Consider the following 26302-nt stretch of genomic DNA (forward strand, 5'->3'; position numbering starts at 1 on the left):
TGGCCCTTAGCGCCTTGAGCATAAAAAGATGGAATTGCTGCTGGTTTGCTAACCTACGTTAATTTAGGTTTTGCGATTCTTTGTATCTATCCCATCCTAGGGTGTTATCTCAAGCCCCAAGGGATCGGAGTTTGATTCATCAAGAACATAAGATATGGGAATAAACGGCAACCCTGTGACCGCCCCACAACTGCAACTTGGTAGTAACCAAATGTTGTTAATAAAAGACTTGTAAGTCTTGCTTTTGTCTCCGGTGTACAACTTATCGGTTGTTTCAGCAAGCAGAATGAAAGGTGTTCCGCAGATGACATTACCGACGAACGTTGGAGCAGCAACAATCGCATTCCTGTTATAAAAATTCGAAATTGCTTTAATCGGGTTTTCTTCTTGGATTAGTGATCGAGAAGCGCACCCATAAACTACAACATTCACCAACAATAAGAATGCTTTGCGTTTCATGATGTCATAATCCTTGTTATATACAACTGAGTGCCAATGGTGATGAGCGACGAATATTATATATCTTTCGATCGTGCCGTTATCCTTTTGGTATGCAGCAGGGTGAGCACGGTTTTTGTGCCTACGCGGAATAAAACGGTGGGCAGAAAAGCATTGTCCACCCTACGCCTATGCGGCGTTTTGTGTTACGCATAAATTAATAAAATACAAAAAATCACAAGTGTGATAATAACTTTATATGATTTTTTGCTTAAAAATTTTCTTGTAAACACCCCAGTCAATATTCCGAAAATATATGTTAAAACCATAATAGGCCAAAAAAAGGCCACTACTAAACCCAAACCCCCAGCCAGTGATGGAGAGCCTTCGTCGCCATGAGCACTGAAAAAGATATAACTAAATACTCCCAATAACCCGAAAATTGTTAATACGGCTCCAGATTTTGGCTTAAATAGTAATCCAACAAAGTAACCCAGAATTAACGAACAAATTGATATTAGTGGTGTAAACATATTCGTAGTGAACTTGCCGTATCTAGATAAATCCGAGGGAAAAATAGCGTACATTCAAGCTTAGCGAAATCCGAAATGTGTGGAGCCTAATTCCCTCGTTTTTGCAATCCGTTGAGGTTACTTCATTTGTGTGCTGACAGGCTTTAAATTTTGGGATGATTGCCTCCCGTATGCCGCGCCGAGCACCGGAGCTTTTGAACGGATTAGCCCGTAGGGGCGCCGCAAGGAAGCGGCGCGTTGCATGCAGGGGCTGGGAAGCCCCTTCAGGCAACCCCGTTCAAAAGCTTCGGAGCGCAGGGAATAAGCGGCATCCGGGCCGCCTTTTCTTTGGATACTTTCTTTTGGCGGAGCAAAAGAAAGTATCGCGGCTGTCGGTCCGCGAACCGACATTAAAATCAGCCGTCGCGTCAGCGACACAACAAACCAATGACCAACTACCAAGCAATCCTAAAATTCTGGTTCGAAGAAACAGCCCCCAAACTCTGGTGGTCCGCCAACCCAGATTTCGATAAAACCATCGCCCACCGATTCGAAGCCACACTCCAACAAGCCGTAAAAGGCGAATTGTTCGCTTGGCGGCAAGAACCCAAAGGCCGACTCGCCGAAGTCATCGTCATCGATCAGTTCTCCAGAAACATTTACCGCAACACCCCTTTGGCATTTGCTCACGATGCGCTGGCGCTGGTATTGGCGCAGGAAGCGATAGCGGTGAGTGCAGATCTAAGTTTGTCGCCTATCGAGCGCAGTTTCCTGTATTTACCGTTCATGCACAGCGAGTCCAAAACCATCCATGTATGGGCGGAAAAGCTCTACCGTGAAAACGGCTTAGCCGATAATTACCAATTCGAGTTAAAACACAAGGCCATTGTTGATCGCTTCGGCCGTTACCCGCATCGCAACCCAATTCTCGGTCGTACCTCCACTGCCGAAGAGCTTGAGTTTCTTAAACAACCGGGTTCCAGTTTTTGAAGGCAATCAGGCAAGGCAAATAAATGGAAGCCTATGGATCCCTGCATTACCACGCGGTGCGTGGAAACGAGGCAATAGAGCTTCTACTAGTGATACAGGCTAACGAGAGTTCCATGTGGGTGGACGATTATTGGTTGCACAAATAAAGCGATAAGCAAAATTTGTGATGTTTTGCGGATTAGTTTGAAAGCTAGAGTTAGCGCGCGTATCATCAAAAACTCACCAATCTCGACCACAACCGGCCAAATAGGTAAACATCATGAATACCATCGTTCGTTACTTGGCATTAAGCACTGCAATCCTGGCGTCCTCCGGCTTAACTACACCCGCAAATGCTGCATTGGTTCAATACACGTATACCGGCAATACCTTTACCGACATATATCCATCCGATTTTGGAGATGTCGGCGTAAACATCAGTTTCAGCGTGGAAGAATCGCTGCTACCCAAAAATGGTCGGGCTATTCTCGACGTTGACGATTATTCCGGTGCGCGTATCCCGTTTACCTTTAGTTTTGGTTTAGGGCAGTTTTATAGAATGGACACAGCGGCGTTTTACACAACTCCGAACAATGCCGGGGTCGATCCGCACTTTCAGACCTATTACGACAGGAGTGCTCGAATAGAGTTCGATACCGACGCCAACGGTCACTTCAGCGGTAATTGGAGTGCGGTACTCAATAAACATGAATATGGCCGGCCCGGTTTGCTGGGCGGCGTTTCGATAAGTTCGGTTGCAAATGGCTTAGCTGCAATGGATTCGGCAGAATTAATTTATAGCGTTTCGGGGTCTGTGACCGGCAATCCGGGGACTTGGACACGTGAGCTTGCACCTGTGCCGTTACCCGCGAGTGGGTTTTTGTTTGGTTTTGCTATTGCTGGCTTGGGTCTTAGAAAACGTTTTAATCGCTAGCCGCTTGCTTGGTCGAAAAAATGTTAACTGGGTTGGGGCGAGTTGTGCGTCCCCCTCCGATTGGGTAAATAGCAATAAAAAGGCCGGTTGCCCGGCCTTTTGTTTAGCGCATTTAGGGATTAACCCAGTAGCCCTTGTAACAAACCATTCAGCTTATGCACAAACGCTGAAGGATCATCTAACTGGCCGCCTTCGCTAAGGATGGCTTGGTCGAACAAGATGTGGCTGATATCCGCGAAGCGGGCGTCGTCCTGTTCGTTTTTCAAGGCTTTGACGATGGCATGGTCAGGGTTGATCTCAAAGATTGGCTTGCTGCCACCCATACCCATCATGTTCATGGATTGGCCGGCTTCTTTCATGATCCGCTCCATGTTCAGGCTCATGTCGTAAGCGCCGGTCACCAAGCAGGCAGGGGAGTCGGTCAGGCGGTGGCTGACTTTCACTTCGCTGACTTTGTCTTTCAGCACCTCTTTAATTTGATTCAACACCGATTCGAAATCCTTGTTGATTTCTTCCAGGTGCTGTTTCTCCTCTTCGGTGTCGAACTTGTCCAGATCCAGTTCGCCCTTGGCAATGGACTGCAGGTGTTTGTCTTCGAAGTCGGTCAGGCTGGATACCAGCCATTCGTCGATGCGGTCGGACAGCAATAACACCTCGATACCTTTCTTGCGGAAGATTTCCAGATGCGGGCTGTTTTTCGCGGCGGCGAAGCTGTCGGCGGTGACGTAGTAGATTTTCTCCTGGCCTTCCTTCATCCGGCTGACGTAGTCGGCCAGCGAGACGTTCTGGGTTTTATCGTCGGTATGGGTGGACGAGAAACGCAGCAACTTGGCGACTCTATCCTTGTTTTTATGATCTTCTATCGGGCCTTCTTTGATGACGTTGCCGAACTGTTCCCAAAATTTTTGGTACTTCTCGGCATCGTTTTCGGCCAGATCTTCCAGCATGCCCAGTACTTTTTTCACCGCGCCGGTTTTAATCGCGCTGATTTGCTTGCTTTGCTGCAAAATCTCGCGAGAGACGTTCAGCGGCAAACTGTCGGCATCGATCACCCCGCGCACGAAGCGCAGGAAGCGCGGCATCAGTTGCTCGGCGTCGTCGGTAATGAAGACTTTTTTGATGTATAGCTTCACGCCGTGTTTGGTGTCGCGGTCCCACATGTCGAACGGAGCGCGGCTGGGTACGTACAACAGCAAGCTGTATTCGTTGGTGCCTTCGACACGGCTATGCACGTGGGTTAGCGGGTCCTGGAAGTCGTGCGAGACGTGTTTGTAAAACTCGGCATATTCTTCTTCAGAAATCGAGTCTTTGGATTGGGTCCATAAGGCTGATGCGCTGTTCACCGTTTCGTCTTCGACGCGGGCCGGTGCGGTTTCGTTGCCTTCCTCGTCTTTCTCGGCCGGAATTTCCTTGCTCATCACGATGGGCAGGGAGATATGGTCGGAGAATTTTTTGATGATGGAACGCAGTTTCCAGCTGTTTAAAAATTCCTCTTCGCCGTCTTTCAGATGCAGTACGATTTCGGTACCGCGGGTGGCTTTATCGACCGATTCGATGGTGTAATCGCCTTCGCCGGCCGATTCCCAACGCACTGCCTCCGAAACCGGTGCGCCGGCTTTGCGGGTGCTCAGCGTGACTTTGTCGGCGACGATGAAGGCCGAGTAAAACCCGACGCCGAATTGGCCGATCAGTTCGCTGTCTTTCGCTTGGTCGCCGGTCAGGCGCTCGAAGAATTGCTTGGTGCCGGATTTGGCGATAGTGCCGATATGATCCTGCACTTCTTCGCGAGTCATGCCGATGCCGTTATCGGTAATGGTGATGGTCTTTTTGGCTTCGTCGAAATCGACGCGGATTTTTAATTCGCTGTCGCCTTCGTACAGGCTGTCGTTGGCCAAGGCTTCGAAACGCAGCTTGTCGGCGGCATCCGAGCTGTTGGAGATCAACTCGCGCAAAAAGATTTCCTTGTTGCTGTACAAGGAATGAATCATCAAATGCAGTAAATGCTTTACTTCGGTTTGAAAACCTAGGGTTTGTTTGTTTGCCTCAACAGTCATGTCTATACTCATTTGGTTGTAAAGTGGACTCGGGCGAGTTGGGGATGATAATTTTATTTTTCAAGTCCGCCCGCATTGTGGATTTTATGGAGCCGATTTCTTGAGCGTTTTATTAGCCTTCCTGCCATGAGTTTTAGTTTAGCCGGCAAAAGTATCCTGATTGTCGAGGACAATCCTGTGTTCCGCAAAGCTATGCGCGACATGCTATACAGCTTGCAAGCCGTCACTGTCGTCGAAGCGGATAACGGCATTGCCGCGATCAATGCCATGAGCAAAAGCAGTTTCGACATCGTGTTGTGCGATTACAACCTGGGTGTGGGTAAGAATGGGCAACAGGTATTGGAAGAAGCCAGACATCGGAATTTAATCGATTATCGCTGCGTGTTTATTTTGATTAGTGCCGAGCAGACAACCAGTGCCGTGCTGGGCGTCATGGACAGCAAGCCCGATGAATATCTGACCAAGCCCTTCAATGCTCAGCAGTTGATGAGTCGCCTGACGCGTAATTTTGCCCGCAAGGAATTTATGGCCAGTATCGATAAGGCGCTGGCAGGCGGCGATTTGTCTAAGGCAATTCAGTTATGCGACGCATTGTTGTTGTCGGCAGATAAGAAAATGCATTTGCATTTGCTGAAAATGCGCGCCGAGCTGGCGATTTCCGCAGGCGATTTCGACAAGGCCAGACAGATATATCACGAAGTCCTGGAGTATCGTGAGCTGCCTTGGGCGCGTTTAGGCTTGGGAGTGATCGACTTCCAAAACAATAACATTGAACAAGCGATTGCCGGTTTTCAGAGTCTGGTGGCTGACAATCCGATGTTGATGGAGTGTTACGACTGGCTGGGCAGGGCCTACGAGGCTTTGGATCAGTACAACGATGTCGAAAGCGTGTTGCAGCAAGCCCTGCAATTGTCGCCGCAATCGATACTCAGGCAGAAAAAGTTGGCCGAGGCGGCGGATAAGAACGGCAATCTGGAAACCGCCGAAAAAGCTTACAAATCGGTGGTAAAGCTAGGTAAGTATTCGGTGCATCGCTCCTGTAGCGATTTTGCCGGATTGGCTAAGCTGTACGCCAAAACCAATGCGGCCGACGATGCCTTGAAAACGCTGGAGGAAATGCGCAAGGAATACGCCAATCATCCCGAGGCGGAGTTGCGTGCCTCGACGGTGGAAGCAGATGTGTATAAAACGCTGGGTAACGAGGAGTTGTCGCAGAAGGCTTTGCTAAAGGCGGTGGATATATGCAGCCGCTTAGGTAATAAAGCGCCGAGGGACTTGCAGTTGGAGGTGGTGAAAACCTGTTTCCTGAGCGATGAACACGATAAAGCCGAAGAAATACTTTACGATCTGATTCATGCGCATATCGACGACGAACAGTTTTTGAACGATTTGCGCCGTATGCAAAGCGGCATCGGCATGGATAATCACTCGGAAATCCTGATTCAAAAAACCAAGCAGGCTTTGATCGCGACCAACAACAAGGGTGTAGCGTTGTATAAGCAAGGTAAATTCAAGGAGGCCTTGGACCTGTTCGAACAAGCCATTCAGACCATGCCGGATAACAAAACCATCATTGTGAATATGCTGAAGATCATGATTCATGATTTGAAGGTTAACGAGTTTTGCGAAGAAAAAAATCAACGTATCAAGGCTTTAATTAACAAGGCCAAGCAAATTGGCGTTGATCAACATAAGCTGGGGATATTACAAATGGAGTATGCGAAATTGCGACAGCCTCAAGCGGTCAAGGCTTAAAACCATGCAAACCAATCCTAAAAACAACGGTTTGTTTCCGACTATTCTCGCGTCCACCGTTCACGATATAAAAAATTCCTTGGGTACCTTGCTGGAGCTAGTTCGGCAAACTGCTGCCAAACAAGACGGCCCGTCTGCCGAATTGAATCAGTTGGAGTTCGAGGCCGCCCGGATTAATCATAGCCTGATGCAATTGCTGGTGATGTATAAGGTCGATTCGCAAAAATTTAGTTTGGATATCGAAGAATGCCCGGTGATCGACATTGTCGACGAAGCGATTCATCAACAGGCGCGCTTGGCCGGATTGCACAATATCGATCTACAAGTGGATTGCGCTGCCGACGAGATGTGCTATTGCGATAATGCCATTATCAGCAACTCGCTGGCAGCCGTCTTGAACAACGCTTTGCGCTATACCCACAAAACCATCTTGATTGCCGTTGCTGATGAAGATGGTTACCTAACTATCGCCATCGAAGACGACGGTGAGGGTTATCCGCCCCATTTTTTAGCCGCAGACTTAAACGATACGGCCGAATTGGATTGGGTATCGGGAAATACCGGCTTGGGTTTGTATTTTGTTTCGGTGATGGCCGGCTTGCACAAAAATGCCGGGAAAAGCGGATTTGTGCAGATCGACAACGAAAGTCGTTTGGGCGGGGCCAAGTTTAAACTGTTTTTGCCTTAATGTTTACAGAATCACTAGAGACTGAGCGATGGTACTAAGGTACAATGGCCCCGATAAAATTAGCGTTTTTCGTCGGGCAGACGGTTAGAAAAATTAAAAAAATCTTTATATATGAGCATTTTAGTAACCGGTGGGGCCGGGTTTATCGGCAGCAATTTTGTATTGGATTGGCTGGCGCAAACTGACGAATTGGTCGTCAATCTGGATAAATTGACGTATGCGGGTAATTTACAGAATTTGGCTTCGCTACAAGGCGATACCCGCCATGAGTTTGTACAGGGCGATATTGCCGATTACGACTTGGTGCTAAGTTTGTTGGAAAAACATCAAATTCGGGCCGTGGTCAATTTTGCTGCCGAATCCCATGTTGATCGCTCAATTCACGGACCGGAAGATTTTATTCAAACCAATATCGTCGGCAGTTTCCGTTTGTTGGAAGCGGTGCGGCAATACTGGAACAACTTGGAACATCCGGCCAAGCAGGTTTTCCGTTTACTGCACGTGTCTACCGACGAGGTTTACGGTTCTTTGGAAAAGTCCGATGCGCCGTTTGCCGAAACCAATCAGTATCAACCCAATAGTCCTTATTCCGCCAGTAAAGCCGCTAGCGACCATTTGGTGCGTGCTTATCACCACACTTACGGGTTGCCGGTACTGACCACTAATTGCTCCAATAATTACGGCCCTTATCATTTCCCGGAAAAACTGATCCCACTGTGCATTCAAAATGCCTTGTCCGGCAAAGCTTTGCCGATTTATGGTGACGGTCAACAGATTCGCGATTGGTTGTATGTGAAAGATCATTGCAGTGCGATTCGCCGGGTGCTGGAGTCAGGCACGCTTGGCGAGGTGTATAACGTCGGCGGCTGGAACGAAAAAGCCAATCTGGATGTGGTCAACACGCTGTGCAGTATTCTTGATGAACTGCAGCCGCGCGCCGATAGCAAATCCTATGCGGAACAGATTACCTATGTCACCGACCGGCCGGGGCACGACAGACGTTATGCCATTGATGCCGGCAAGCTGGAGCGAGAGCTGGGTTGGAAACCGGCGGAAACCTTCGAGACCGGCATACGCAAAACCGTACAATGGTATTTGGATAACCAAGCCTGGGTTGCCAATGTGTTATCCGGCGACTACCAGTCTTGGCTGGACAAAAACTATACCGGGCGCAATGCGTGATCAGTGCCTTGCATGGTTGATTGAATGAAAGTTTTACTGTTAGGTAAAAATGGCCAGCTTGGCTGGGAGTTGCAAAGGAGCTTGGCACCTTTGGGTGAATTGGTTGCGCTTGACCGATTCGATCAGCATTATTGTGGCGATTTAAGTAATCCAAACGGGATTGCCGAAACTGTTCGCGCACTACGTCCCGATGTCATCGTCAATGCCGCTGCCTACACCGCAGTGGACAAGGCTGAGTCGGAAAGCGAATTGGCGAATACCATCAATGCAGTGGCGCCGGGTACTTTAGCCGAAGAAGCCAAACGCATCGGTGCTTGGTTGGTGCATTATTCCACCGATTACGTGTTCGACGGCAGCGGGGATAAACCCTGGCGGGAAGACGATCAAGTGGGTCCGTTGAATGTCTACGGTCAAACCAAACTGGCTGGCGAACGAGCTATTGAAGCCAGCGATTGCCGGCATTTGATTTTTCGGACCAGTTGGGTCTACGCTGCCAGAGGTAATAATTTTGCCAAGACGATGCTGCGCTTGGCGCAAGAGCGTCAGCAGCTGTCGGTGATTGACGATCAAATCGGTACGCCAACCGGAGCCGAGTTACTGGCGGATGTCAGTGCCCATGCCATCCGTCATTCCTTGAAAACACCGGAAGCGGCTGGCGTTTACCATTTAACCGCTAGTGGCGAAACCAGTTGGTACGACTATGCGCATCTGGTGTTCGACTATGCCCGTCGGGCCGGTATAGAACTGAAAACCGATAAGCAGTCGGTCGCGGCAATTCCCACCAGCGCTTACCAAACCCCGGCTAAGCGGCCGTTAAACTCACGATTGAATACCGAGAAATTGCAAAACGTGTTTGGTTTACAGCTGCCGGCTTGGCAGTTGGGAGTCGAGCGTATGTTGTCTGAACTCTACGGAAAATAAATATGAACCAGCGTAAAGGCATAATCCTGGCCGGAGGCTCCGGTACCCGGCTTTATCCGGTGACGAAAGCGGTGTCCAAACAATTGCTGCCGATTTACGATAAGCCCATGATTTATTACCCGCTCAGCACTTTAATGTTGGCCGGGATTCGCGACATTCTGATTATTTCCACACCGCAAGATACGCCTTTGTTTCAACATTTGCTGGGTGACGGTAGCGATTGGGGTGTTAATCTACAATATGCCGTGCAAGCCAGTCCCGACGGATTGGCGCAAGCATTTATCATCGGCAAGGACTTTGTTGGTTCACAACCCAGCGCCCTGGTTTTGGGCGACAACATTTTTTACGGGCACGATTTACATGTTCAACTGAAACGCGCGACTGATCAATCCTCAGGTGCGACTGTTTTTGCCTATCATGTCAATGACCCGGAGCGTTACGGAGTCGTCAGTTTTGATGCTCAGGGTAGGGCAACTTCGCTAGAGGAAAAACCGACTCAGCCGAAAAGTAATTATGCAGTGACCGGTTTGTATTTTTACGATAATCAAGTCGTCGATATCGCCGCCAATTTAAAGCCGTCGTCGCGCGGCGAGCTAGAAATCACCGATGTAAATAGAGTGTATCTGGATAGAGAACAGCTGAGCGTGGAAATTATGGGCCGTGGTTATGCCTGGTTGGATACCGGCACTCACGCTAGTTTAATAGAGGCAAGTAATTTCATCGAAACCATTGAAACTCGTCAGGGCCTGAAAATCGCCTGCCCGGAGGAAATCGCCTGGCGTAGTAATTGGATCGGCGACGAGCAAATCGCAAAACTGGCCAAACCGTTGGCGAAAAATGGTTATGGACAATATTTGCTGAAACTACTGAATAAGCAGGTGTTTTAATGCAGGCAACTAGACTTGCTATACCCGATGTCATTTTATTTACGCCAAAGGTATTTGGTGATGAACGCGGTTTTTTCTTCGAAAGCTTCAACGAAAGAGTTTTTCAGGAGTTGACAGGTTTAAGCGTCAATTTTGTCCAGGACAACCATTCCAAGTCTCAAAAAGGCGTGCTGCGCGGCTTACATTACCAATTGCCGCCTAAGGCGCAAGGCAAGTTAGTGAGGGTGGTCCAAGGCGCAGTATTCGATGTGGCGGTGGACATTCGTAAGGGTTCCCCTACATTTGGAAAGTGGGTCGGCGAGATACTTTCTGCGGAAAATAAACAGCAAATGTGGATACCGGAAGGATTTGCACATGGCTTTCTAACTCTGTCCGAAACAGCTGAGTTTTTATATAAAACTACTGATTATTATGCGCCCGAATATGAGCGTTGCATTATCTGGAATGATGCAGATTTGAAAATCGCATGGCCATTCCAGGGCATGCCGCAACTTTCGAGCAAGGATTTGCTGGGCGTAACTTTCAAGGATGCCTGTTAGCCTAACATTTAACATGTTTATTTCCGCCAGGCTATAACTGCAGCATACAGTTTATCGCTGCCGCTTGGTTTGATTTCAATAAAAGAGGAAGTTATATGAATAAAAGAGAACGCTCAATGCTCGACCTTTTAAAGAAAGGAAAGCAGGAGTATGGATATGAAGGCATTAAAGCCGAGTTTGAAGCAGAAGGTACCAGGACAGACGAGTTGTTGAGACTGATCGAGATCGTGCGCAGAGCCGATCTGAAAGTGGGTTTGAAGATCGGCGGCTGCGAAGCGATGCGCGATTTATTAGAGAGTAAGTTGATTGGTGTGGATCACATTATTGCACCTATGATTGAGAGTACCTATGCCTTGTCCAAGTACATTGATGCCAAGAACAAGGTGTTTACCGAAGACGAGCAGCAAGATACTGATTTTTTATTCAATATTGAAACCGAACAAGCGTTTCAAGTTGTGCAAAACTTGGCTGATCAAGCCAGACAAGACAACGGCGTCGATGGCATGGTGTTTGGTCGCGTCGATTTTTCTTTGTCGCGGGGCTATTCGAGAGATGCCATTAACCAACCGCAAGTGACTGAGTGTTGTATTGCCACCGCTAAAGAGTGTAAAGAAAAAGGCTTGGACTTTGTGGTGGGTGGTGGGGTTTCCATTGATGCGTTGCCGGCATTGAAAGAAATTAATCAGGTTCACCTTACCCGGTTTGAAACTAGAAAAGTCATTTTTTCCGGGCATTCGCTAGACAAGCCGGATATCGAAAAAGGTTTGTTGAATGCTGTGCACTTTGAATTACTTTGGTTGCAGAATAAACGCGATTATTACGACATTATCGCCAAGGAAGACTTATCTCGAATAGCCATGCTAGAGGGGCGTTGGAACGTATTAAGAGATAGTAATTAATGCGGTTGACGTAATGCAAAAAATTTTGGTCTTCGGCGGTACTGGTACAATAGGTACGCGTATTTGCCAACTATTCGATGCTAAGGGATGGAAGGTAGTTATAGCGTCCAGAAAGCAAAGCACTTTTCCTGATCACATTTTATTTGATCCATTCGATGCCAATTTGAATCTATCCGCGCTTAAAGCTGCCGGGCAGTTTAATGCAGTATGTTGGGCGCAAGGAATGAATTGCAATGACAGTATTTATAATGTCGATATCGATAAAAATATTGAGTTGTATAGAGCCAACTGCTTGTTTATCGTCAAGTCATTAAATATTTTATTAAATGAAGGCTTATTGGCTGAAAGCGCGCGTTTAGCGGTGATTAGTTCAATATGGCAAAATCTCGCCAGACAGGACAAGTTGTCGTATTGCATGACTAAATCCGCGTTGCATGGATTAGTGCTTTCGGCGGCAACCGATCTTGCTCGTGACGGCTATTTAATTAACGCTGTTTTGCCTGGCGCATTGGATACACCAATGACACACCAAAATCTTGCGCCGGAACAGTTAAAAACAATAATTGGCGCTACGAAGTTTAACCGACTGGCTACGTTGGAAGATGTGGCCAATATGGTTTATTTTCTGTGTTCTCCGGAAAATACCGGTATAACAGGTCAATTTATTAATGCAGACTTAGGGTTTAGTCATGTCCGTGTCGTTTGATATTCAATCAAGCATTGCAAATTATCGCGTGGTAATAGAAAACGGGGCTTTTGCCGAAGTACAACGGCAAAATGAGAATAGCGTCGTGTTATGCGATAACTTTTTTGAAACGGCTTTTTCCGGGAATGCCAAGGTTATTGCCGTACCGGCGAATGAAGAAACCAAAAGTTTAAAATCCGTCCCCGAGATAATCATAAAAATGCGAGACTTAGCCTTAACAAGGCAAGCTAAGTTGACGGCTGTTGGTGGTGGTAGTCTGCAGGATATAGCCACCTTTTGTGCTTCGATTTATATGCGCGGTATCAAATGGGATTATATTCCCACCACTCTATTGGGCATGGTGGATTCTTGTATTGGGGGTAAGTCATCTATCAATGTTGGACGTTATAAAAATCTGGTTGGAAACTTTCACCCCCCGGAGACTATTATAATTGATCCGAATTTAGTAAAAACCCTCAACGCAGAACAGAAAATCGCCGGATTGTGCGAGGCTGTGAAGATTTGCTATGCCAAAGGCAGTTTATGTTTCTCTGAGTATATGCAGTTAAATCCGCAAATGGATATGAATGTAGAAGGGTATGCGGATATAATTGAATTAAGTTTAAAAGCAAAAAAATGGTTTATCGAAATTGATGAATTTGATAAAGCCGAGCGTTTATTGTTGAATTTTGGTCATACCTTCGGGCACGCTTTGGAAGGTGCTTCCAATTTTGAAGTGAGTCATGGTATAGCGGTTGGATTAGGCATGCTGATTGCCATTAATTATGCCCAAGTGAGCGGTGGCCTGAAGCAAATTCCAGCGGATACTCAACAGTTGAAAGATTATGTCGTGGGTTTGTTGGATCAAATTCCAACTCTGAAAGAAATTATCCGGCGCATTGATGTGGAAAAAGTCTTTGAGTGTTTTATATCGGATAAAAAGCATTCCGCCAGTCATTTTATTATTATCAGTGTGAATGATTCCGGAGCATTAGAACGATTATTTATCGATAAAACCCAGGCAAATATAGTCAATTTGAAGTCTGCAATTAGTTCAGTCATTAGTCAGAGCTACAAATAATGCCTTTTAATTTCGAAAAAGCGTTTGGCGCTGACTATCGATTTATATTAGATTGCCTGTTTAGTAAGCAGAGTCATATCGCTGTGACCGGCGCTAGTGGCTGGTTAGGTCGTGCAACCTTGGAACTGTTTTCGGCTTTGTACGGCGATGAATTTAACGGTCGAGTATCGGCATACGGATCTCGTGAGCAGCAGATAATACTCGATGATGGTCGTACAGTATCCGTTAGACCTTTGAAGGAAATCATCCATCGGCATACACAACACGATCTCTATTTATTTCACTTTGCGTTTTTAACCAAGGATAAGGTTGGCGGATATACAGACGATGAGTATATTCGTCTGAACAAAGATATTCAAAATTTGGTTATACAGGTATTGAAGCAATCGCAGGTAAAGGCCGTGCTGTTGTCTTCGTCTGGAGCGGTTTACGATTATTTAAACGATAGCAATAGAGATAAGTCTGCAAATCTATACGGCAGATTAAAATATGAAGATGAGTTGCTCTTTGAAGAGATATGCAATAAATACGATATAAAACTGCTTATTCCAAGGATATTTAATTTAAGCGGGCCGTACATTAATAAGCTAAGTGCTTATGCCCTATCCTCGATTGTCACGAATGTCGTCGCCGGGGAAAATGTGGTAATTCGGGCAAATAAGCTCGTGTTTCGTTCTTACATTTATATTCTGGATTTGTTGCTGCTCTGTATTCGTATGATGTTCTCGGAACGTTTCGAAAAAATCGTCCGTTTCGATACCGTGGGTGATGAGACGGTGGAAGTTGGCGAGTTAGCTGTAAAGGTTTGCAAGTTACTTGATGTTGCCGATCTAACAATTGAACGTCCGAATATAATAGGTGATGAAGCTGATAGCTATTTGGGAAACGAGCACCCTATTAAAGATATTATAAATGGATTTGGGTTTCCAGTAACCAGCCAAGATCGGCAGATTCTAGAAACTGCTGAGTATATTCGTAATTTGAACAAAGATAATGCGTAGATTCTCGCATCAGTAATAATGGGGAAATTTTGATGAAGTTGGTTATTCTTGCGGGTGGATTGGGCACTCGTATCAATGAAGAAACCTCGGTAAAGCCTAAGCCGATGATAGAAATAGGCGGCAGGCCTATTTTATGGCACATAATGAAGTTATATTCTCATTATGGGATTAACGAATTTATAATATGCTTGGGTTATAAGGGCTATATTATAAAAGAATATTTTGCCAACTATTTTCTGCATATGTCGGATGTGACGTTCGATATGGAGCATAACGAGATGCAGGTGCATCAAAAATATGCGGAGCCATGGAAAGTGACCTTGGTAGATACCGGTGAATTAACGATGACCGGAGGCCGGTTAAAAAGAGTCCGTGATTATGTCGGCGATGAAACATTCTGTTTTACTTACGGGGATGGGGTTGGCGATGTCGATATTAATGCGCTGATCAATTTTCATCGTTCCCACAATAACGCAGCAACAGTGACCGCCGTGCAACCGCCGGGCCGGTTTGGGGCCTTGGAATTGGAGGGTAGCCGCATCAAGAGTTTTCAGGAAAAGCCGCAGGGTGACGGCGCCTGGATCAACGGCGGTTTTTTTGTATTGTCGCCGGCTGTGTTCGATTTAATCGACAGCGACGAAACGCTATGGGAGAAAGAACCGATGGAGCGTCTGGCGAACAGCAATCAGCTGCACGCTTACTTCCATAAAGGCTTCTGGCAACCCATGGATACATTAAGAGATAAACAGCATTTGGAACAGCTTTGGCAACAGCAAAAAGCACCGTGGAAGATATGGTAGAACATAGCGATTTTTGGCGAGGCAAACGGGTTTTTATAACAGGGCATACCGGATTTAAAGGCGGTTGGCTAGCGTTATATCTGCATGGGCTCGGTGCAGAGATTAAAGGGTATGCGTTACCGGCGCCAACTGCGCCAAGTTTATTCCAAGTAGCCGATGTCGCTTCGGTACTGCAGCACGTTGAAGGTGATATTCGCGATTTAACAAGCGTGATGGCGGAAATGCAAAGTTTTCAGCCAGAATTTGTGTTTCATTTGGCCGCGCAACCGCTTGTTCGGTATTCCTACCAACAGCCGGTGGAAACCTACGCCACCAATGTGATGGGCACCGTTAATTTATTGGAGGCGGTCAGGCACACTGCCTCGGTAAAGTCAGTAGTGATAGTCACCAGCGACAAATGCTACGAGAACAAGGAATGGTTATGGGGCTACCGCGAAAACGAGCCGATGGGTGGCTTCGATCCCTACAGCAACAGCAAAGGCTGTTCGGAACTTGTGACTGCCAGCTATCGCAATTCCTTTTTTTCCAGCGAACGCTACGCTGAACATGGTGTGGCGGTGGCATCGGTCCGTGCCGGTAATGTGATTGGCGGCGGAGATTGGGCTCAAGATCGCTTAATTCCCGACATCATGAGAGCGTTCATGGCAGGGGAGGCTGTTACGATTCGTAACCCTACGGCCATCAGACCGTGGCAGCATGTACTGGACCCGGTGACCGGCTATGTTCTGCTGGCCGAACAACTGTATAAAAAAGGTTGTCGCTACGCGGAGGGTTGGAATTTTGGGCCTAGCGAAGCTGATGCGCAACCCGTGTCGTGGATATTGGAAAAACTGGCGGGCTTATGGGGCAATGGCGCTAGCTGGCAAATCGATGGTAGCGAGCAGCCGCATGAAGCTCACTATTTGAAGCTTGATTGTTCCAAAGCCAAGACCCTTTTGGGTTGGGTGCCACGTTGGACTTTAGCCCACGCGTTGGCGATGATTGTCGATTGGAACCTGGCCTATCAACAAGGCAAGGATATGCGGCAAGTCTGCGCGGAACAGTTAGAGCAGTTTTTGACAGCCGATCAACATTAGGAGACCTCTAATACTTCGTCATTCCCGCGTAAGCGGGGATCCAGCTTGCTGATTTCACTGGGTTCCCCCTTTCTTGGGAGCGACGATTATGAGTTATTAGAAGTTCCCATTAATTTTATTGAATATATAGATAAGACAGTGACAGAAAATACATTAAGAGCACAGATTTTGGATTTGGTTGAACAATACGCCGCCGAACGTTATGCCGAGAAAGCTTTTGTTCCGGAACAGTCCGTGGTGCCGCCGTCGGGTAAGATTCTCGGCGCAAAAGAGCTTAGCTATATGGTTGAAGCATCGCTGGACGGTTGGCTAACCACAGGACGATTCAATGATCAATTTGAAAAGCAATTGGCTGAGTTTATAGGCGTTAGCAGCGCGTTGACGGTCAATTCCGGTTCCTCTGCGAATCTGCTGGCTTTTGCTTGTTTGACTTCCGAAAAACTGGGAGACCGGGCCTTGCAAAAAGGCGACGAAGTCATTTCCGTAGCGGCTGGTTTTCCCACAACAGTGAATCCCATTCTGCTTTATGACCTGGTCCCGGTATTTGTCGATGTGGAAATACCAACCTACAACATCGATCCCAGTAAGATCGAGGCGGCCATTACGCCTAAAACCAAGGCAATCATGATCGCCCACACGCTGGGAAATCCGTTTGACTTGGATCAAGTCGTCGAAATTGCAAAAAGATACAATCTTTGGCTGATAGAAGATTGCTGCGATGCCTTAGGCACAACCTACAAGGGCCGCAATGTCGGTACCTTCGGCGATATTGGTACGCTTAGCTTCTACCCGGCTCACCACATTACGATGGGCGAGGGCGGTGCAGTATTTACCAGTAGTCGGCGCCTAAAAACTATCATAGAGTCGTTTCGGGATTGGGGGAGAGATTGTTACTGCGCTCCCGGTGTGGATAACACCTGTAAAAAGAGATTTGGTTGGCAGTTAGGCGATTTGCCGGCCGGCTACGACCACAAGTACACCTATTCGCACTTGGGTTATAACTTAAAAATTACCGATATGCAGGCTGCCTGCGGCTTGGCGCAGTTAGAGCGCGCACCGGAATTGATTCAAATCAGAAAACGTAATTTTAAATTCTTGAAGCAACGCTTAGCCACCTGCGAGCAATATTTAATTCTGCCGGAAGCGACGCCCGGATCGGATCCATCATGGTTTGGATTTCCCATCACGCTGAAGGAAGACTCAGGTCACGAGCGCGTGGAATTGTTGAAATATCTGGATAAATACAAAATCGGCTCTCGCTTGCTGTTTGCCGGAAATTTAACCCGTCAGCCCTATATGAAAGGCAGGCAATACAGAATTTCCGGCTCGCTGGATGTGACCGATAGAATTATGCGGCAAACCTTCTGGATTGGTATTTATCCGGCCTTAACCACCGAGATGCTGGAATTTGTTGCCGAGAAAATAGAAATCTTTTTTGGTATCCGTCAATAAGTTGGCAAACAATCAATGCAAAACAAGACCATAAAATATAGCGATCTATTGGCCGATTGGTTAAAAGCAAAAGGATATACCCACTGCTTTTACGTGGCGGGTGGCAATATCATGCACATTCTGGCTAGCGTCAATCGTCATTTCAAATGCGTTAGCGTGGTGCATGAGGTGGCCGCTGGCATTGCCGCGGAGTATTTCAATGAAATAAGCGCCGATGGCAAAGCCTTTGCGTTGGTAACTGCCGGTCCGGGATTAACCAATATCGTCACCGCCGTAGCGGGTGCTTATTTGGAGAGCCGGGAATTATTGGTGATTGGCGGGCAAGTAAAGACTGCGGATCTTTGTCGGCAACAAGTCCGTCAGCGCGGCATTCAAGAGATTGATGGTGTCGATATCGTCAAGCCGATTACCTCAAAATCGGTGCTGATGGATCGCTTGATATCCTGCGAAGAATTTAACCAGATTCTCGACGCTGGGATTACAGGCCGCAAAGGTCCGGTGTTTCTTGAAATTCCTTTGGACATCCAAGGTGCGCCAGTCGATACGAGTGATCCATTATGCCAATTCCACTCATCTAACAAGCAGGCCATTCCAGCTATTGGTGCAGCCGAAATTCAACGCCTAATCGATGATGTTCGCTCGGCAAAACGGCCATTCTTGTTAATCGGTGCGGGTGTTGCTAGACAGACCGTGGAGCAGATTTACGATGCTTTGGAACCCATGGGTATTCCATTGGCAACCACATGGAACGGTGCGGACAGGGTGGCGGCAGATCATCCTTTATATTTTGGTCGCCCAAATACCTGGGGTCAACGCTACAGCAATCTGTTGATGCAGCAGGCCGATTTGCTTATCGCACTAGGAACCCGTTTAGGCTTGCAACAAACCGGTTTTAACTGGCAGGAATTCGTACCTAACGGCAGGGTAGTACAAGTGGAATGCGACCCTACCGAGCTTAACAAAGGCCATCCCCGTGTCGATTGCGGTTTGCAAGGCGATGCCAATCAAGTATTAAAAGCATTGGCCGCCGCCAGCCTTGGCGATCATTCCGAATGGGTGGGCTATTGCCAAAAAGTGAAAGCCCAATTGCCGTTGATCGAGCCGATCAACAACACGGCCGAGAATTATGTATCGCCGTACGATTTTGTCAGCCGTTTATCTGTGCACTGCCGAGAAACCGATAACGTCATTCCATGCAGTAGCGGCGGCGCCTTTACCGTGATGATGCAAACCTTTGCCCAACAGCGCGGCCAACACATTGTTACTAACAAGGGCTTGGCATCCATGGGGTACGGGTTGAGCGGCGCGATGGGCGCGGCTTTTGCCTATCCGCAGCGTAGGACCATTCTAGTAGAAGGCGATGGCGGGTTTGCCCAGAATTTACAAGAGTTGGGTACGGTTGCGGTTAATAAATTAAATCTGAAGATTTTTATTTTTAACGATAATGGCTACGCATCCATTCGCATGACGCAAAGAAATTATTTTGATGGTGCCTATATTGGTTGCGACCAGTCCTCTGGCTTGGGCTTGCCGGATTGGCTAACCTTATTCAAAGCCTTTAATCTGCCTTGTATCAAACTAGATACTAATTTTGAGCAAAACCCTGAGTTCCAAGCTTTATTCGAAAGCGATCAACCGGCTGGCTTTATTGTGCCGATAGATCCGGAACAAACCTATCTTCCCAAAATAACCAGTAGGGTAACGGAAACAGGTTCTATGCAATCAAATCCATTACATCAAATGACCCCGGATTTGGACGAACATTTGTATTCTGTAGTAGCGCAATATTTGCAATAAATATCTCCAACATGAACAAAAAATTAATCTCCATAGTAATCCCTGCCTATAACGAGCAGGACAATGTCGATGAATTAGCTAAACAATTAACGGCAGTATTTGTGGAAAATAGCGCTTACGATTTTGAAGCTATTATCGTAGAGAACGGTTCTCAAGATAATACCTACGATAAGCTCTGCGCGGTACATCAGAAAGATCCGCGTTTTAAAATCGTGCAACTGGCGCGTAATTTTAGAATGGATGGCGGCATTACCGCCGGGCTTAATTATGCATCAGGCGATGCAGCTGTGATCATGACTGCGGATTTGCAAGACCCACCGCATTTAATAACCCAATTCATCAAGAAATGGGAAGAGGGATATGAAAATGTGTACGGTATTGTTACTAAACGTAATGGCACGGGCCTGATTCGTCGTTTTAACTCGCAATTGTTTTATTGGGTTGCCAATGGCTTGACCAATGGTATGGTCCCCAGAAATGTTAGCGATTTTAGACTGATCGACAAAAAAGTTTACGAAACCATCAATTCCATACATGAACGTAACCGCTTCATCCGTGGACTATTCGCCTGGGTTGGTTACAAATCTATTGGCGTCGAACATGAACGTGCGGAACGCTTTGCGGGGGTGTCTGGGGCGCATACATTCAAGGTTATCGAACTGGCGTTAAAAGGCATATTGGCTCACTCTTATGTGCCTTTAAAGCTTATTACTATATTGGGAATAACCATATCCGCGGCTTCCTTTGTCCTGTTAGTATGGACAATAGTAAAAGCAATATTCTGGGGTGTGCCGTTTGCTGGGTATGGAACCATTATGACAGTTATGTTTTTGATGTTCGGAATATTATTTACTATGTTGGGTATTGTTGCAGAATATATTGGTTTGATATACGAGGAAGTGAAGAATCGCCCTAATTTTATCGTGAGAAAGGAAGTTGGGTTCAATAACTAAACGTTTTTGGGGTAACGAAAAAATTCGTTATCTATTTGTAGGTTTGTATAATACCGCTTTTGGGTATGGTTTTTTTGCAGTTATTTGGTTTTTCCTACACCATGATTTACATTATGTGGGGCTTTTAATCATAAGTCATTTTGTATCGGTGATTAATGCATATTTGGGTTATAGGATTTATGTGTTTCGCGTGAAAGGACGGTGGTTGAAAGAATTTTTTAGGTTTAACATGGTTTACCTTGGTGCTTTTGGTTTTAATTTAATAGCATTACCTCTTTTGGTCGAGAGACTTAATCTACATACATTGATTGCCCAGGCAATTATTGTATCTATTACTGTGATAAGCAGTTATATCTTGCATCGCCGATTTTCTTTTAAAAAGAATAGTGCGCAAAGTAAGTTATCTTAAATTTACTATCTAGTATGGATGGCATATTGAATGACTTCAGCTGATAGTGTGTGTGTAAAAAATAAAGATATTCATTGGTGGTTCGTATGGATAATCTTTTCAGAGCTAATTTTTCTGATCTTTTTTGTCAAGTATTTTGAATCCAGCGGTTCTGCAATACCACCATTTTTCTTTGCGCCTTTAGATACATTTATGGACTTCTATAATACAAATTATTGGAGTCTGAATGATGGGCGTTATGATATATGGCAATCAATTTATCCGATAAGTGTATTTGCATTGGCGCAAATGTTAGTGCCGGATTATTGTGCTTCCGTTGTTTTACCTGCAGAGTTACGAGATTGCGCGCCACATTCTATCGCTTGGCTATTTTTATTTTATTTTTGTGCAATTTTTTTATGTACAAAATTAATCGTAAAGCGGGTGAGGATAAAATATATTTCGGTTGAGATAATTATATTTCTCGCGTTGCTGATGCAATTCCCCGGGCTTTATGCGTTAGAAAGAGGGAACTATATTATAGTTGCTTTTATGTTGTTGGCTTTTTCTCAGGCTTTTGGCGTCAATTGGAAAGACGCGGTATTTCTTGCGTTGGCTATAAATATTAAGCAGTATTTAATAGTGCTATGGTTTGTGCCGTTTTTTAAAAGGGAATATACATACTTTTTGATGAGTCTTTTTGCATCATTATTGATTAATCAAATAAGTATGCTTGTGTTGGAAGATGGAAACTATAGGCAAATTTTCGAAAATATGTTTTCTTTTTCTGGCGCTGTTAATTCGGATTTTTTTCAGAAAGTTTGGTATACAACTTCGCTTAGTTCCTGGTCGAAAGCTGTCTTTTACTATCAGGACCGGATTCCGGGAATCCTCTATTTGGCTGCGCACTTTTTAAGGTGGTTCGTTCTTTTTGTTGCGGCGTATATTTTATTTTTATCAGCGCGAAAAGCTCACTTTTTCACTTGGGAGCAATTAAGCGTAGTTGTTTTGCTTTGTATGATGGTGGCTACTGATTCTCCAGGGGGGTATGCAGTTATTTTGTTACTGCCATATTTAAGTGCAATTTTAATTGGAAGATATGCTAATAAATATAGAAGGATAATCATGTTTGTGCTGTTGATTCCTCTAGATTTTGTGGTTGGTCCGATAATTGAGTTCAATCAATTTAGTTTTCTTTCTCAGCATTACGTGGATGTATCAACCGGGTTGACATTTGGTGCATATATTCGTCCATTTTGTCTGCTTTTCATGTTGATAATCATGAGTTACCCGGTTTTAATATCTTTAAGGAAATTTTCATGACATTTAAAAGCCTAGTTGATGCGCTGATAAAAAATAAGAAATATATAGGTTTAAATCTCCTGTTCTGGGTTTTAATGGCCTTTATTTTGCTGGAAGTAATGCCTGTTAAATATGAGGCACAAATTATAATTAAGTTAGGTCAATTTGATAACAATACGCCCATTGCTGGTGCGGCGGAGTCCATCGAATATTTACGTAACTCAGAAACCTTAATTACGGTGGCGACTGCTAATAACGTATCTCCTAATAAGCTCTCAAAAAGAATTAGGACGCATCCTATCGATAATAATAAAGCAATAAAGATACTAGTCCATTGGGATTCTGTTGACGATGCTGAGCGCTTAGTTTCCGCTTTAGCTCAGAAAATTGTCGATCATCATCAGCAAAAATTGAACAAAGAACTCAATAGTGTCAAAAATGAAATACTTTATTGGGAGAAAATTTTAGATAAGAAGGAATGCAATAGTCAGGCAGTTGAATCAATTTCCCAGCTAAAATTGATTATTTTGAGTATGAAGCCAACAGAAATCGTGGCTCCCGCATCAAAGTCATTTGATATTGTATCTATCGATTATGGGACAGTTTATTTAGTAGCGCTATTCATGTGGATGTTTTCAAGCTTGCTAATCATTGAGTATTATAGGTCGTGAGTCTATAAATTGTATTTTAAAGCTGGACAATATATTCAAATCATGGGTTTTTATCAAAAAAATAACTATTTAGCAATCTTTGTCAGTGGTTTATGTATTCTGTCTTTAATTGTTTGGCGTGATATGCCTTATTATCCTGATGAGATCGCTCTGCAGTTTAGTTCAGGGAGGTATATTCAAGACCATGGCATGGGGCACGGGTTATACGTGCTTTGTCCATCGTGGCAACAAGAAACTCCATTGTTACTTGAGTTTCCGGCATGGGTTTTATCGGTTGTCATGCTTAACATGTCTCCTGTGTATTTTAGATTTATCCCTTTGTTAGTCACTTTGGCGATAGTTTTAACTGCCATATACAGAGTCGCAAAATTAAGTAATCATTATTCCGCGACAATTATTACAACAGCATTTATAGGTGTTGCGGGGTCCGGGTTAGTTATGGCTAGGCCAGAGTTTTTACATTTATTTAATCTTTTCTTTTGCTTGTTAGCCTTTATTGTGTGCTCTGAGCGAAATTATCGAGAGTCATCTATTTGTCTTATAACCTTGATGGGGTTGATAATTAGTGCTTGGCTTTCTATTTTTGTACATATTCAAGGGATTTTGTTTGTCCCGCTTACGTTCGTATTGTGTTTGTATTTGTTATCTTATTTTCCTAACAAGAAAATAACATGGTCAATTGTTGGTATATACTTTAGTAGTATTACTCTGTCGGCTATATTTTACTCCAAGCAGAGGTTGATGTGTCCAAATTATCCTAATATCGAGAATTTTTTTGCCTCATTGACAATCGATTTCGATTTGGTTTTATCAAAAGGAGTGCTTAAATGGTTGATTGATGGTTTTATAGGATATTCACAACCTTTCTTATATAATGCTAGTTATACTATAGGCTATTTGCCTCCTGTTAGTGAAGGCTCGGTTGGTATATCGGTTCTAAATTTTCTAATAAGATTTATATTGTTTTTTAATTTGGTGGCTGTTTTTGTTATTTTAATATATAGCTTATCAATATTTTTATGTAAAATTATTTTTAGTCTGCGGAATGGAAAAGTTAATGCCTTGAGTTTTAATTATTTTTGTAGTTTTCTGCTGATTCTGGCTATTTTCCCTATTGTTTTTTTATACTTTTATGATGCGGCTCATAATTTTTATAGAACATTTTTCTTGAATGTAATCACATCAGTTATACTTGGGTTGGTGCTGGCAAATAATGTGAATCAGTCTTTTTTAAAATTTGTTAAGTTCTATTCATTTTTCTGTATGTTTGTTGTTATTGCATCGTTATTGGTGAACTATAAAATTTTTACAAAGCAATTGATAGAAGGCTTTGAGGGGCCGTCAATTGCATTGAAAAACTTAAATAATATAAATGCCGATGTGGTTGCCATGGCAAGTCTGTGCGATATAGATTTGGATAAAGGGCGTATCATTGTTGATGATTTAGTCTACGATAGTTTGAAACGTTTTCCCATATTATTCCCTATTACATATCTTGACTTACAAGGGCAGTTGATCGGAACTGGAACTTTAAGTGTGCTTGACGTTGCAAAGCCTAACGCAATTATTGCTCGTTGTGGGTATGTTCAGCATGCTAATATTCCTTACACGCATGTTCAAAATGGCTTATGTTGCGCAAAGCTTATTTAGGGATTCTGTACACCGAATTCTATTTATAAAATTATTTGATAATGTAAAATAGTATGCGGTGCATGACATTGCTCAATGTAAACACACATATATTTTATTATTCTACTGTGACTTTAAAGTGAAAAAAGTAGCTATTCTTCAATCGAACTATATTCCGTGGAAGGGTTACTTCGATATTATCGCGGCTGTTGATGAGTTTATTCTCTATGATGATATGCAGTTTACTAAGAATGATTGGCGAAATCGCAATAAGATTAAGACACCCAAAGGTGTCGAGTGGCTTACTGTTCCAGTGGGGCAGGGAATAAGTCGACGAATTCGCGATGTGGAAATGTCGAACAGTTTATGGCAGCACAAGCATTGGAAAACACTAGCAGCAAATTACAGAAGGGCGCCGTTTTTTTTTGAGATTTCTTCATTGTTGGAGCCAATTTATTTAGGGCAAAATCACCTGAATTTGTCAGTGTTTAATAGAACTCTCATCGAGGCTATTTGTGGTTACCTTAATATCGATACGGTTATCAAAAATTCTTGGGACTACACTATAGGAGATGGAAAAACTGAGCGTCTTGTTAGCTTATGTTTGCAATCAAACGCGTGTGAATATTTCTCTGGGCCCTCTGCAATTGACTACATCAAACAAGAATTTTTCATAAAAGAGGGTATCAATGTTAGTTGGATTAATTACGATGGTTATCCTGAATATCCGCAGTTGTGGGGGGAGTTTTGTCATGGAGTTTCAATAGTTGATTTATTGTTTAACTGTGGTCAAAACTCTTCGCGCTATATGAAATTCGTAGCAAAGTAATAGGCTGTTTTAGTATATGGCGTGGAGTATATTTAAATTATGAAAAATATCGATGTAAGCAATAAGGAATTACTTGCTAGTGCAGAAGTAGCAGAGCATATATACCAAATTCAAACACGTGGTTATAGTGAACTCCCCGATTTTCTTAGTAAGGAAGAGGTAAATATTCTTAGGACTTCCATGGAGTGCGCAATCAGTGAGTTTAAACCGATTGAAGGAGTTGAGAGAAGCTTTCTGGACCGCTACCAAATACATGACTTGATTAACCGAGACATCAACTATGGCCGTCTCTTGGAGGACCCACGCCTGCAGCAGTTAATCGCCCCTCATTTAGGTGAACATTGGATCATGTACGCGGCGACGTCATCGTCGATTCCACCGCATGGAAGCAATTACTCAAGCCGATTGCATGTTGATTGTCCTCGTTTTCATCCGGGGTATATCTTTAACATGGGGTTGATTTGGGTGCTTGATGATTACACGTTTGATAACGGTGGGGCGCTCAAGATTTTGCCTGGCTCACAGCATTCGGACATCAATCCTGGGCTAGATTTCTTTGAGAAGCACTGTATTCAGGTGGATTGTAAGGCCGGGTCGCTGTTGTTATTCAATGCGAGGATTTATCATCGTACATTTGAAAACACCACCGATCACTGGAATCACTCGATGACACTCAATGCATGTAGGTCTTTCATGAAGCCCCGCATGGATTGGGTGCGTTTCATACCGAATGAGATTAGTTGTCAATTAAACGCTCAGGCGAGAAGGCTGATCGGGTTTGACACCCGGTTGCCGACCAACCTGGAAGAGTTTTTCCTGCCGGAAGAGCAGCGTTTGTACAAGGCGAATCAGGGGTAAGC

The 26302-nt window shown here is 44.7% G+C and carries 25 protein-coding genes; 23 read left to right on the forward strand and 2 right to left on the reverse strand.

Features of this window, described 5'->3' with window-relative positions:
* Nucleotides 1–96: 96 nt before the first annotated feature.
* Nucleotides 97–459, reverse strand: a complete 363-nt coding sequence (locus METH11B_RS29315; RefSeq protein WP_155931188.1) for a hypothetical protein — start codon at nt 457–459, stop codon at nt 97–99.
* A 938-nt stretch (nt 460–1397) separates the two neighbouring features.
* Here METH11B_RS29315 and METH11B_RS0124055 point away from each other — a divergent pair.
* Together METH11B_RS0124055 and METH11B_RS0124065 are read left to right on the forward strand one after the other, a co-directional pair.
* The gene (locus METH11B_RS0124055; RefSeq protein WP_026604229.1) at nt 1398–1940 is read left to right on the forward strand and encodes a DUF924 family protein; all 543 of its coding nucleotides are present in this window, start codon (nt 1398–1400) and stop codon (nt 1938–1940) included.
* 259 nt (nt 1941–2199) lie between these two features.
* A complete protein-coding gene (locus METH11B_RS0124065) occupies nt 2200–2853 on the forward strand; it encodes a PEP-CTERM sorting domain-containing protein (protein ID WP_026604230.1) in 654 nt (217 codons plus the stop codon).
* 119 nt (nt 2854–2972) lie between these two features.
* Here the strand turns inward: METH11B_RS0124065 and htpG are convergent, their stop codons facing one another.
* Entirely contained in the window at nt 2973–4907 is a 1935-nt protein-coding gene (gene htpG, locus METH11B_RS0124070; RefSeq protein ID WP_026604231.1) for a molecular chaperone HtpG, read from the reverse strand.
* 126 nt (nt 4908–5033) lie between these two features.
* Here htpG and METH11B_RS0124075 point away from each other — a divergent pair, with 126 nt between their 5' ends.
* The 21 genes from METH11B_RS0124075 (at nt 5034) to METH11B_RS0124175 (ending at nt 26300) form a co-directional block, all read left to right on the forward strand.
* Nucleotides 5034–6662 carry a tetratricopeptide repeat-containing response regulator gene (locus METH11B_RS0124075; RefSeq protein ID WP_026604232.1) on the forward strand — a complete coding sequence of 543 codons (1629 nt, stop codon included), beginning with the start codon at nt 5034–5036 and terminating at the stop codon, nt 6660–6662.
* 4 nt (nt 6663–6666) lie between these two features.
* Nucleotides 6667–7350, forward strand: coding sequence for a sensor histidine kinase (locus METH11B_RS0124080; protein ID WP_026604233.1), 684 nt, complete (start codon nt 6667–6669; stop codon nt 7348–7350).
* A 111-nt stretch (nt 7351–7461) separates the two neighbouring features.
* Nucleotides 7462–8532: a dTDP-glucose 4,6-dehydratase gene (gene rfbB, locus METH11B_RS0124085; RefSeq protein WP_026604234.1), complete on the forward strand. Its 1071-nt coding sequence runs from the start codon at nt 7462–7464 to the stop codon at nt 8530–8532.
* A gap of 24 nt (nt 8533–8556) precedes the next feature.
* Nucleotides 8557–9453, forward strand: coding sequence for a dTDP-4-dehydrorhamnose reductase (rfbD, locus tag METH11B_RS0124090; protein WP_026604235.1), 897 nt, complete (start codon nt 8557–8559; stop codon nt 9451–9453).
* Between the two features lie 2 nt (nt 9454–9455).
* On the forward strand, nt 9456–10340 hold the full coding sequence (gene rfbA / locus METH11B_RS0124095) for a glucose-1-phosphate thymidylyltransferase RfbA (protein WP_026604236.1): 885 nt from the start codon (nt 9456–9458) through the stop codon (nt 10338–10340).
* A complete protein-coding gene (rfbC, locus tag METH11B_RS0124100) occupies nt 10340–10879 on the forward strand; it encodes a dTDP-4-dehydrorhamnose 3,5-epimerase (RefSeq protein ID WP_026604237.1) in 540 nt (179 codons plus the stop codon). The genes rfbA and rfbC overlap by 1 nt, the downstream gene beginning before the upstream one ends.
* 95 nt (nt 10880–10974) lie before the next feature.
* Complete coding sequence (locus METH11B_RS0124105; RefSeq protein ID WP_036276410.1) at nt 10975–11778, forward strand: aldolase/citrate lyase family protein; 804 nt, start codon at nt 10975–10977, stop codon at nt 11776–11778.
* A gap of 13 nt (nt 11779–11791) precedes the next feature.
* On the forward strand, nt 11792–12484 hold the full coding sequence (locus tag METH11B_RS0124110) for an SDR family oxidoreductase (RefSeq protein ID WP_026604239.1): 693 nt from the start codon (nt 11792–11794) through the stop codon (nt 12482–12484).
* A complete protein-coding gene (locus METH11B_RS0124115; RefSeq protein ID WP_026604240.1) occupies nt 12468–13544 on the forward strand; it encodes a 3-dehydroquinate synthase in 1077 nt (358 codons plus the stop codon). Before METH11B_RS0124110 ends, METH11B_RS0124115 begins: the two co-directional genes overlap by 17 nt.
* Complete coding sequence (locus METH11B_RS0124120; RefSeq protein ID WP_026604241.1) at nt 13544–14545, forward strand: NAD-dependent epimerase/dehydratase family protein; 1002 nt, start codon at nt 13544–13546, stop codon at nt 14543–14545. Before METH11B_RS0124115 ends, METH11B_RS0124120 begins: the two co-directional genes overlap by 1 nt.
* A gap of 32 nt (nt 14546–14577) precedes the next feature.
* The gene (gene rfbF / locus METH11B_RS0124125) at nt 14578–15345 is read left to right on the forward strand and encodes a glucose-1-phosphate cytidylyltransferase (protein WP_026604242.1); all 768 of its coding nucleotides are present in this window, start codon (nt 14578–14580) and stop codon (nt 15343–15345) included.
* A complete protein-coding gene (gene rfbG, locus METH11B_RS0124130; RefSeq protein WP_231499667.1) occupies nt 15309–16421 on the forward strand; it encodes a CDP-glucose 4,6-dehydratase in 1113 nt (370 codons plus the stop codon). Before rfbF ends, rfbG begins: the two co-directional genes overlap by 37 nt.
* Before the next feature lie 138 nt (nt 16422–16559).
* Nucleotides 16560–17873 carry a lipopolysaccharide biosynthesis protein RfbH gene (gene rfbH, locus METH11B_RS0124135; protein WP_036278277.1) on the forward strand — a complete coding sequence of 438 codons (1314 nt, stop codon included), beginning with the start codon at nt 16560–16562 and terminating at the stop codon, nt 17871–17873.
* A gap of 15 nt (nt 17874–17888) precedes the next feature.
* Nucleotides 17889–19670 carry a thiamine pyrophosphate-binding protein gene (locus tag METH11B_RS0124140; RefSeq protein WP_026604245.1) on the forward strand — a complete coding sequence of 594 codons (1782 nt, stop codon included), beginning with the start codon at nt 17889–17891 and terminating at the stop codon, nt 19668–19670.
* A gap of 11 nt (nt 19671–19681) precedes the next feature.
* On the forward strand, nt 19682–20623 hold the full coding sequence (locus METH11B_RS0124145) for a glycosyltransferase family 2 protein (protein WP_026604246.1): 942 nt from the start codon (nt 19682–19684) through the stop codon (nt 20621–20623).
* Nucleotides 20607–21032 carry a GtrA family protein gene (locus METH11B_RS30215; protein ID WP_026604247.1) on the forward strand — a complete coding sequence of 142 codons (426 nt, stop codon included), beginning with the start codon at nt 20607–20609 and terminating at the stop codon, nt 21030–21032. The genes METH11B_RS0124145 and METH11B_RS30215 overlap by 17 nt, the downstream gene beginning before the upstream one ends.
* Before the next feature lie 30 nt (nt 21033–21062).
* Nucleotides 21063–22334: a glycosyltransferase 87 family protein gene (locus METH11B_RS0124155; RefSeq protein WP_026604248.1), complete on the forward strand. Its 1272-nt coding sequence runs from the start codon at nt 21063–21065 to the stop codon at nt 22332–22334.
* Complete coding sequence (locus METH11B_RS0124160) at nt 22331–22984, forward strand: hypothetical protein (protein ID WP_026604249.1); 654 nt, start codon at nt 22331–22333, stop codon at nt 22982–22984. Before METH11B_RS0124155 ends, METH11B_RS0124160 begins: the two co-directional genes overlap by 4 nt.
* A 9-nt stretch (nt 22985–22993) precedes the next feature.
* Nucleotides 22994–24634: a hypothetical protein gene (locus tag METH11B_RS0124165; protein WP_026604250.1), complete on the forward strand. Its 1641-nt coding sequence runs from the start codon at nt 22994–22996 to the stop codon at nt 24632–24634.
* A 118-nt stretch (nt 24635–24752) separates the two neighbouring features.
* Complete coding sequence (locus METH11B_RS0124170) at nt 24753–25442, forward strand: WbqC family protein (protein ID WP_036278285.1); 690 nt, start codon at nt 24753–24755, stop codon at nt 25440–25442.
* A gap of 39 nt (nt 25443–25481) precedes the next feature.
* A complete protein-coding gene (locus tag METH11B_RS0124175; RefSeq protein ID WP_026604252.1) occupies nt 25482–26300 on the forward strand; it encodes a phytanoyl-CoA dioxygenase family protein in 819 nt (272 codons plus the stop codon).
* The last annotated feature ends 2 nt before the right edge of the window (nt 26301–26302 follow it).

Source organism: Methylomonas sp. 11b, from assembly GCF_000515215.1.
Taxonomy (GTDB): Bacteria; Pseudomonadota; Gammaproteobacteria; order Methylococcales; family Methylomonadaceae; genus Methylomonas.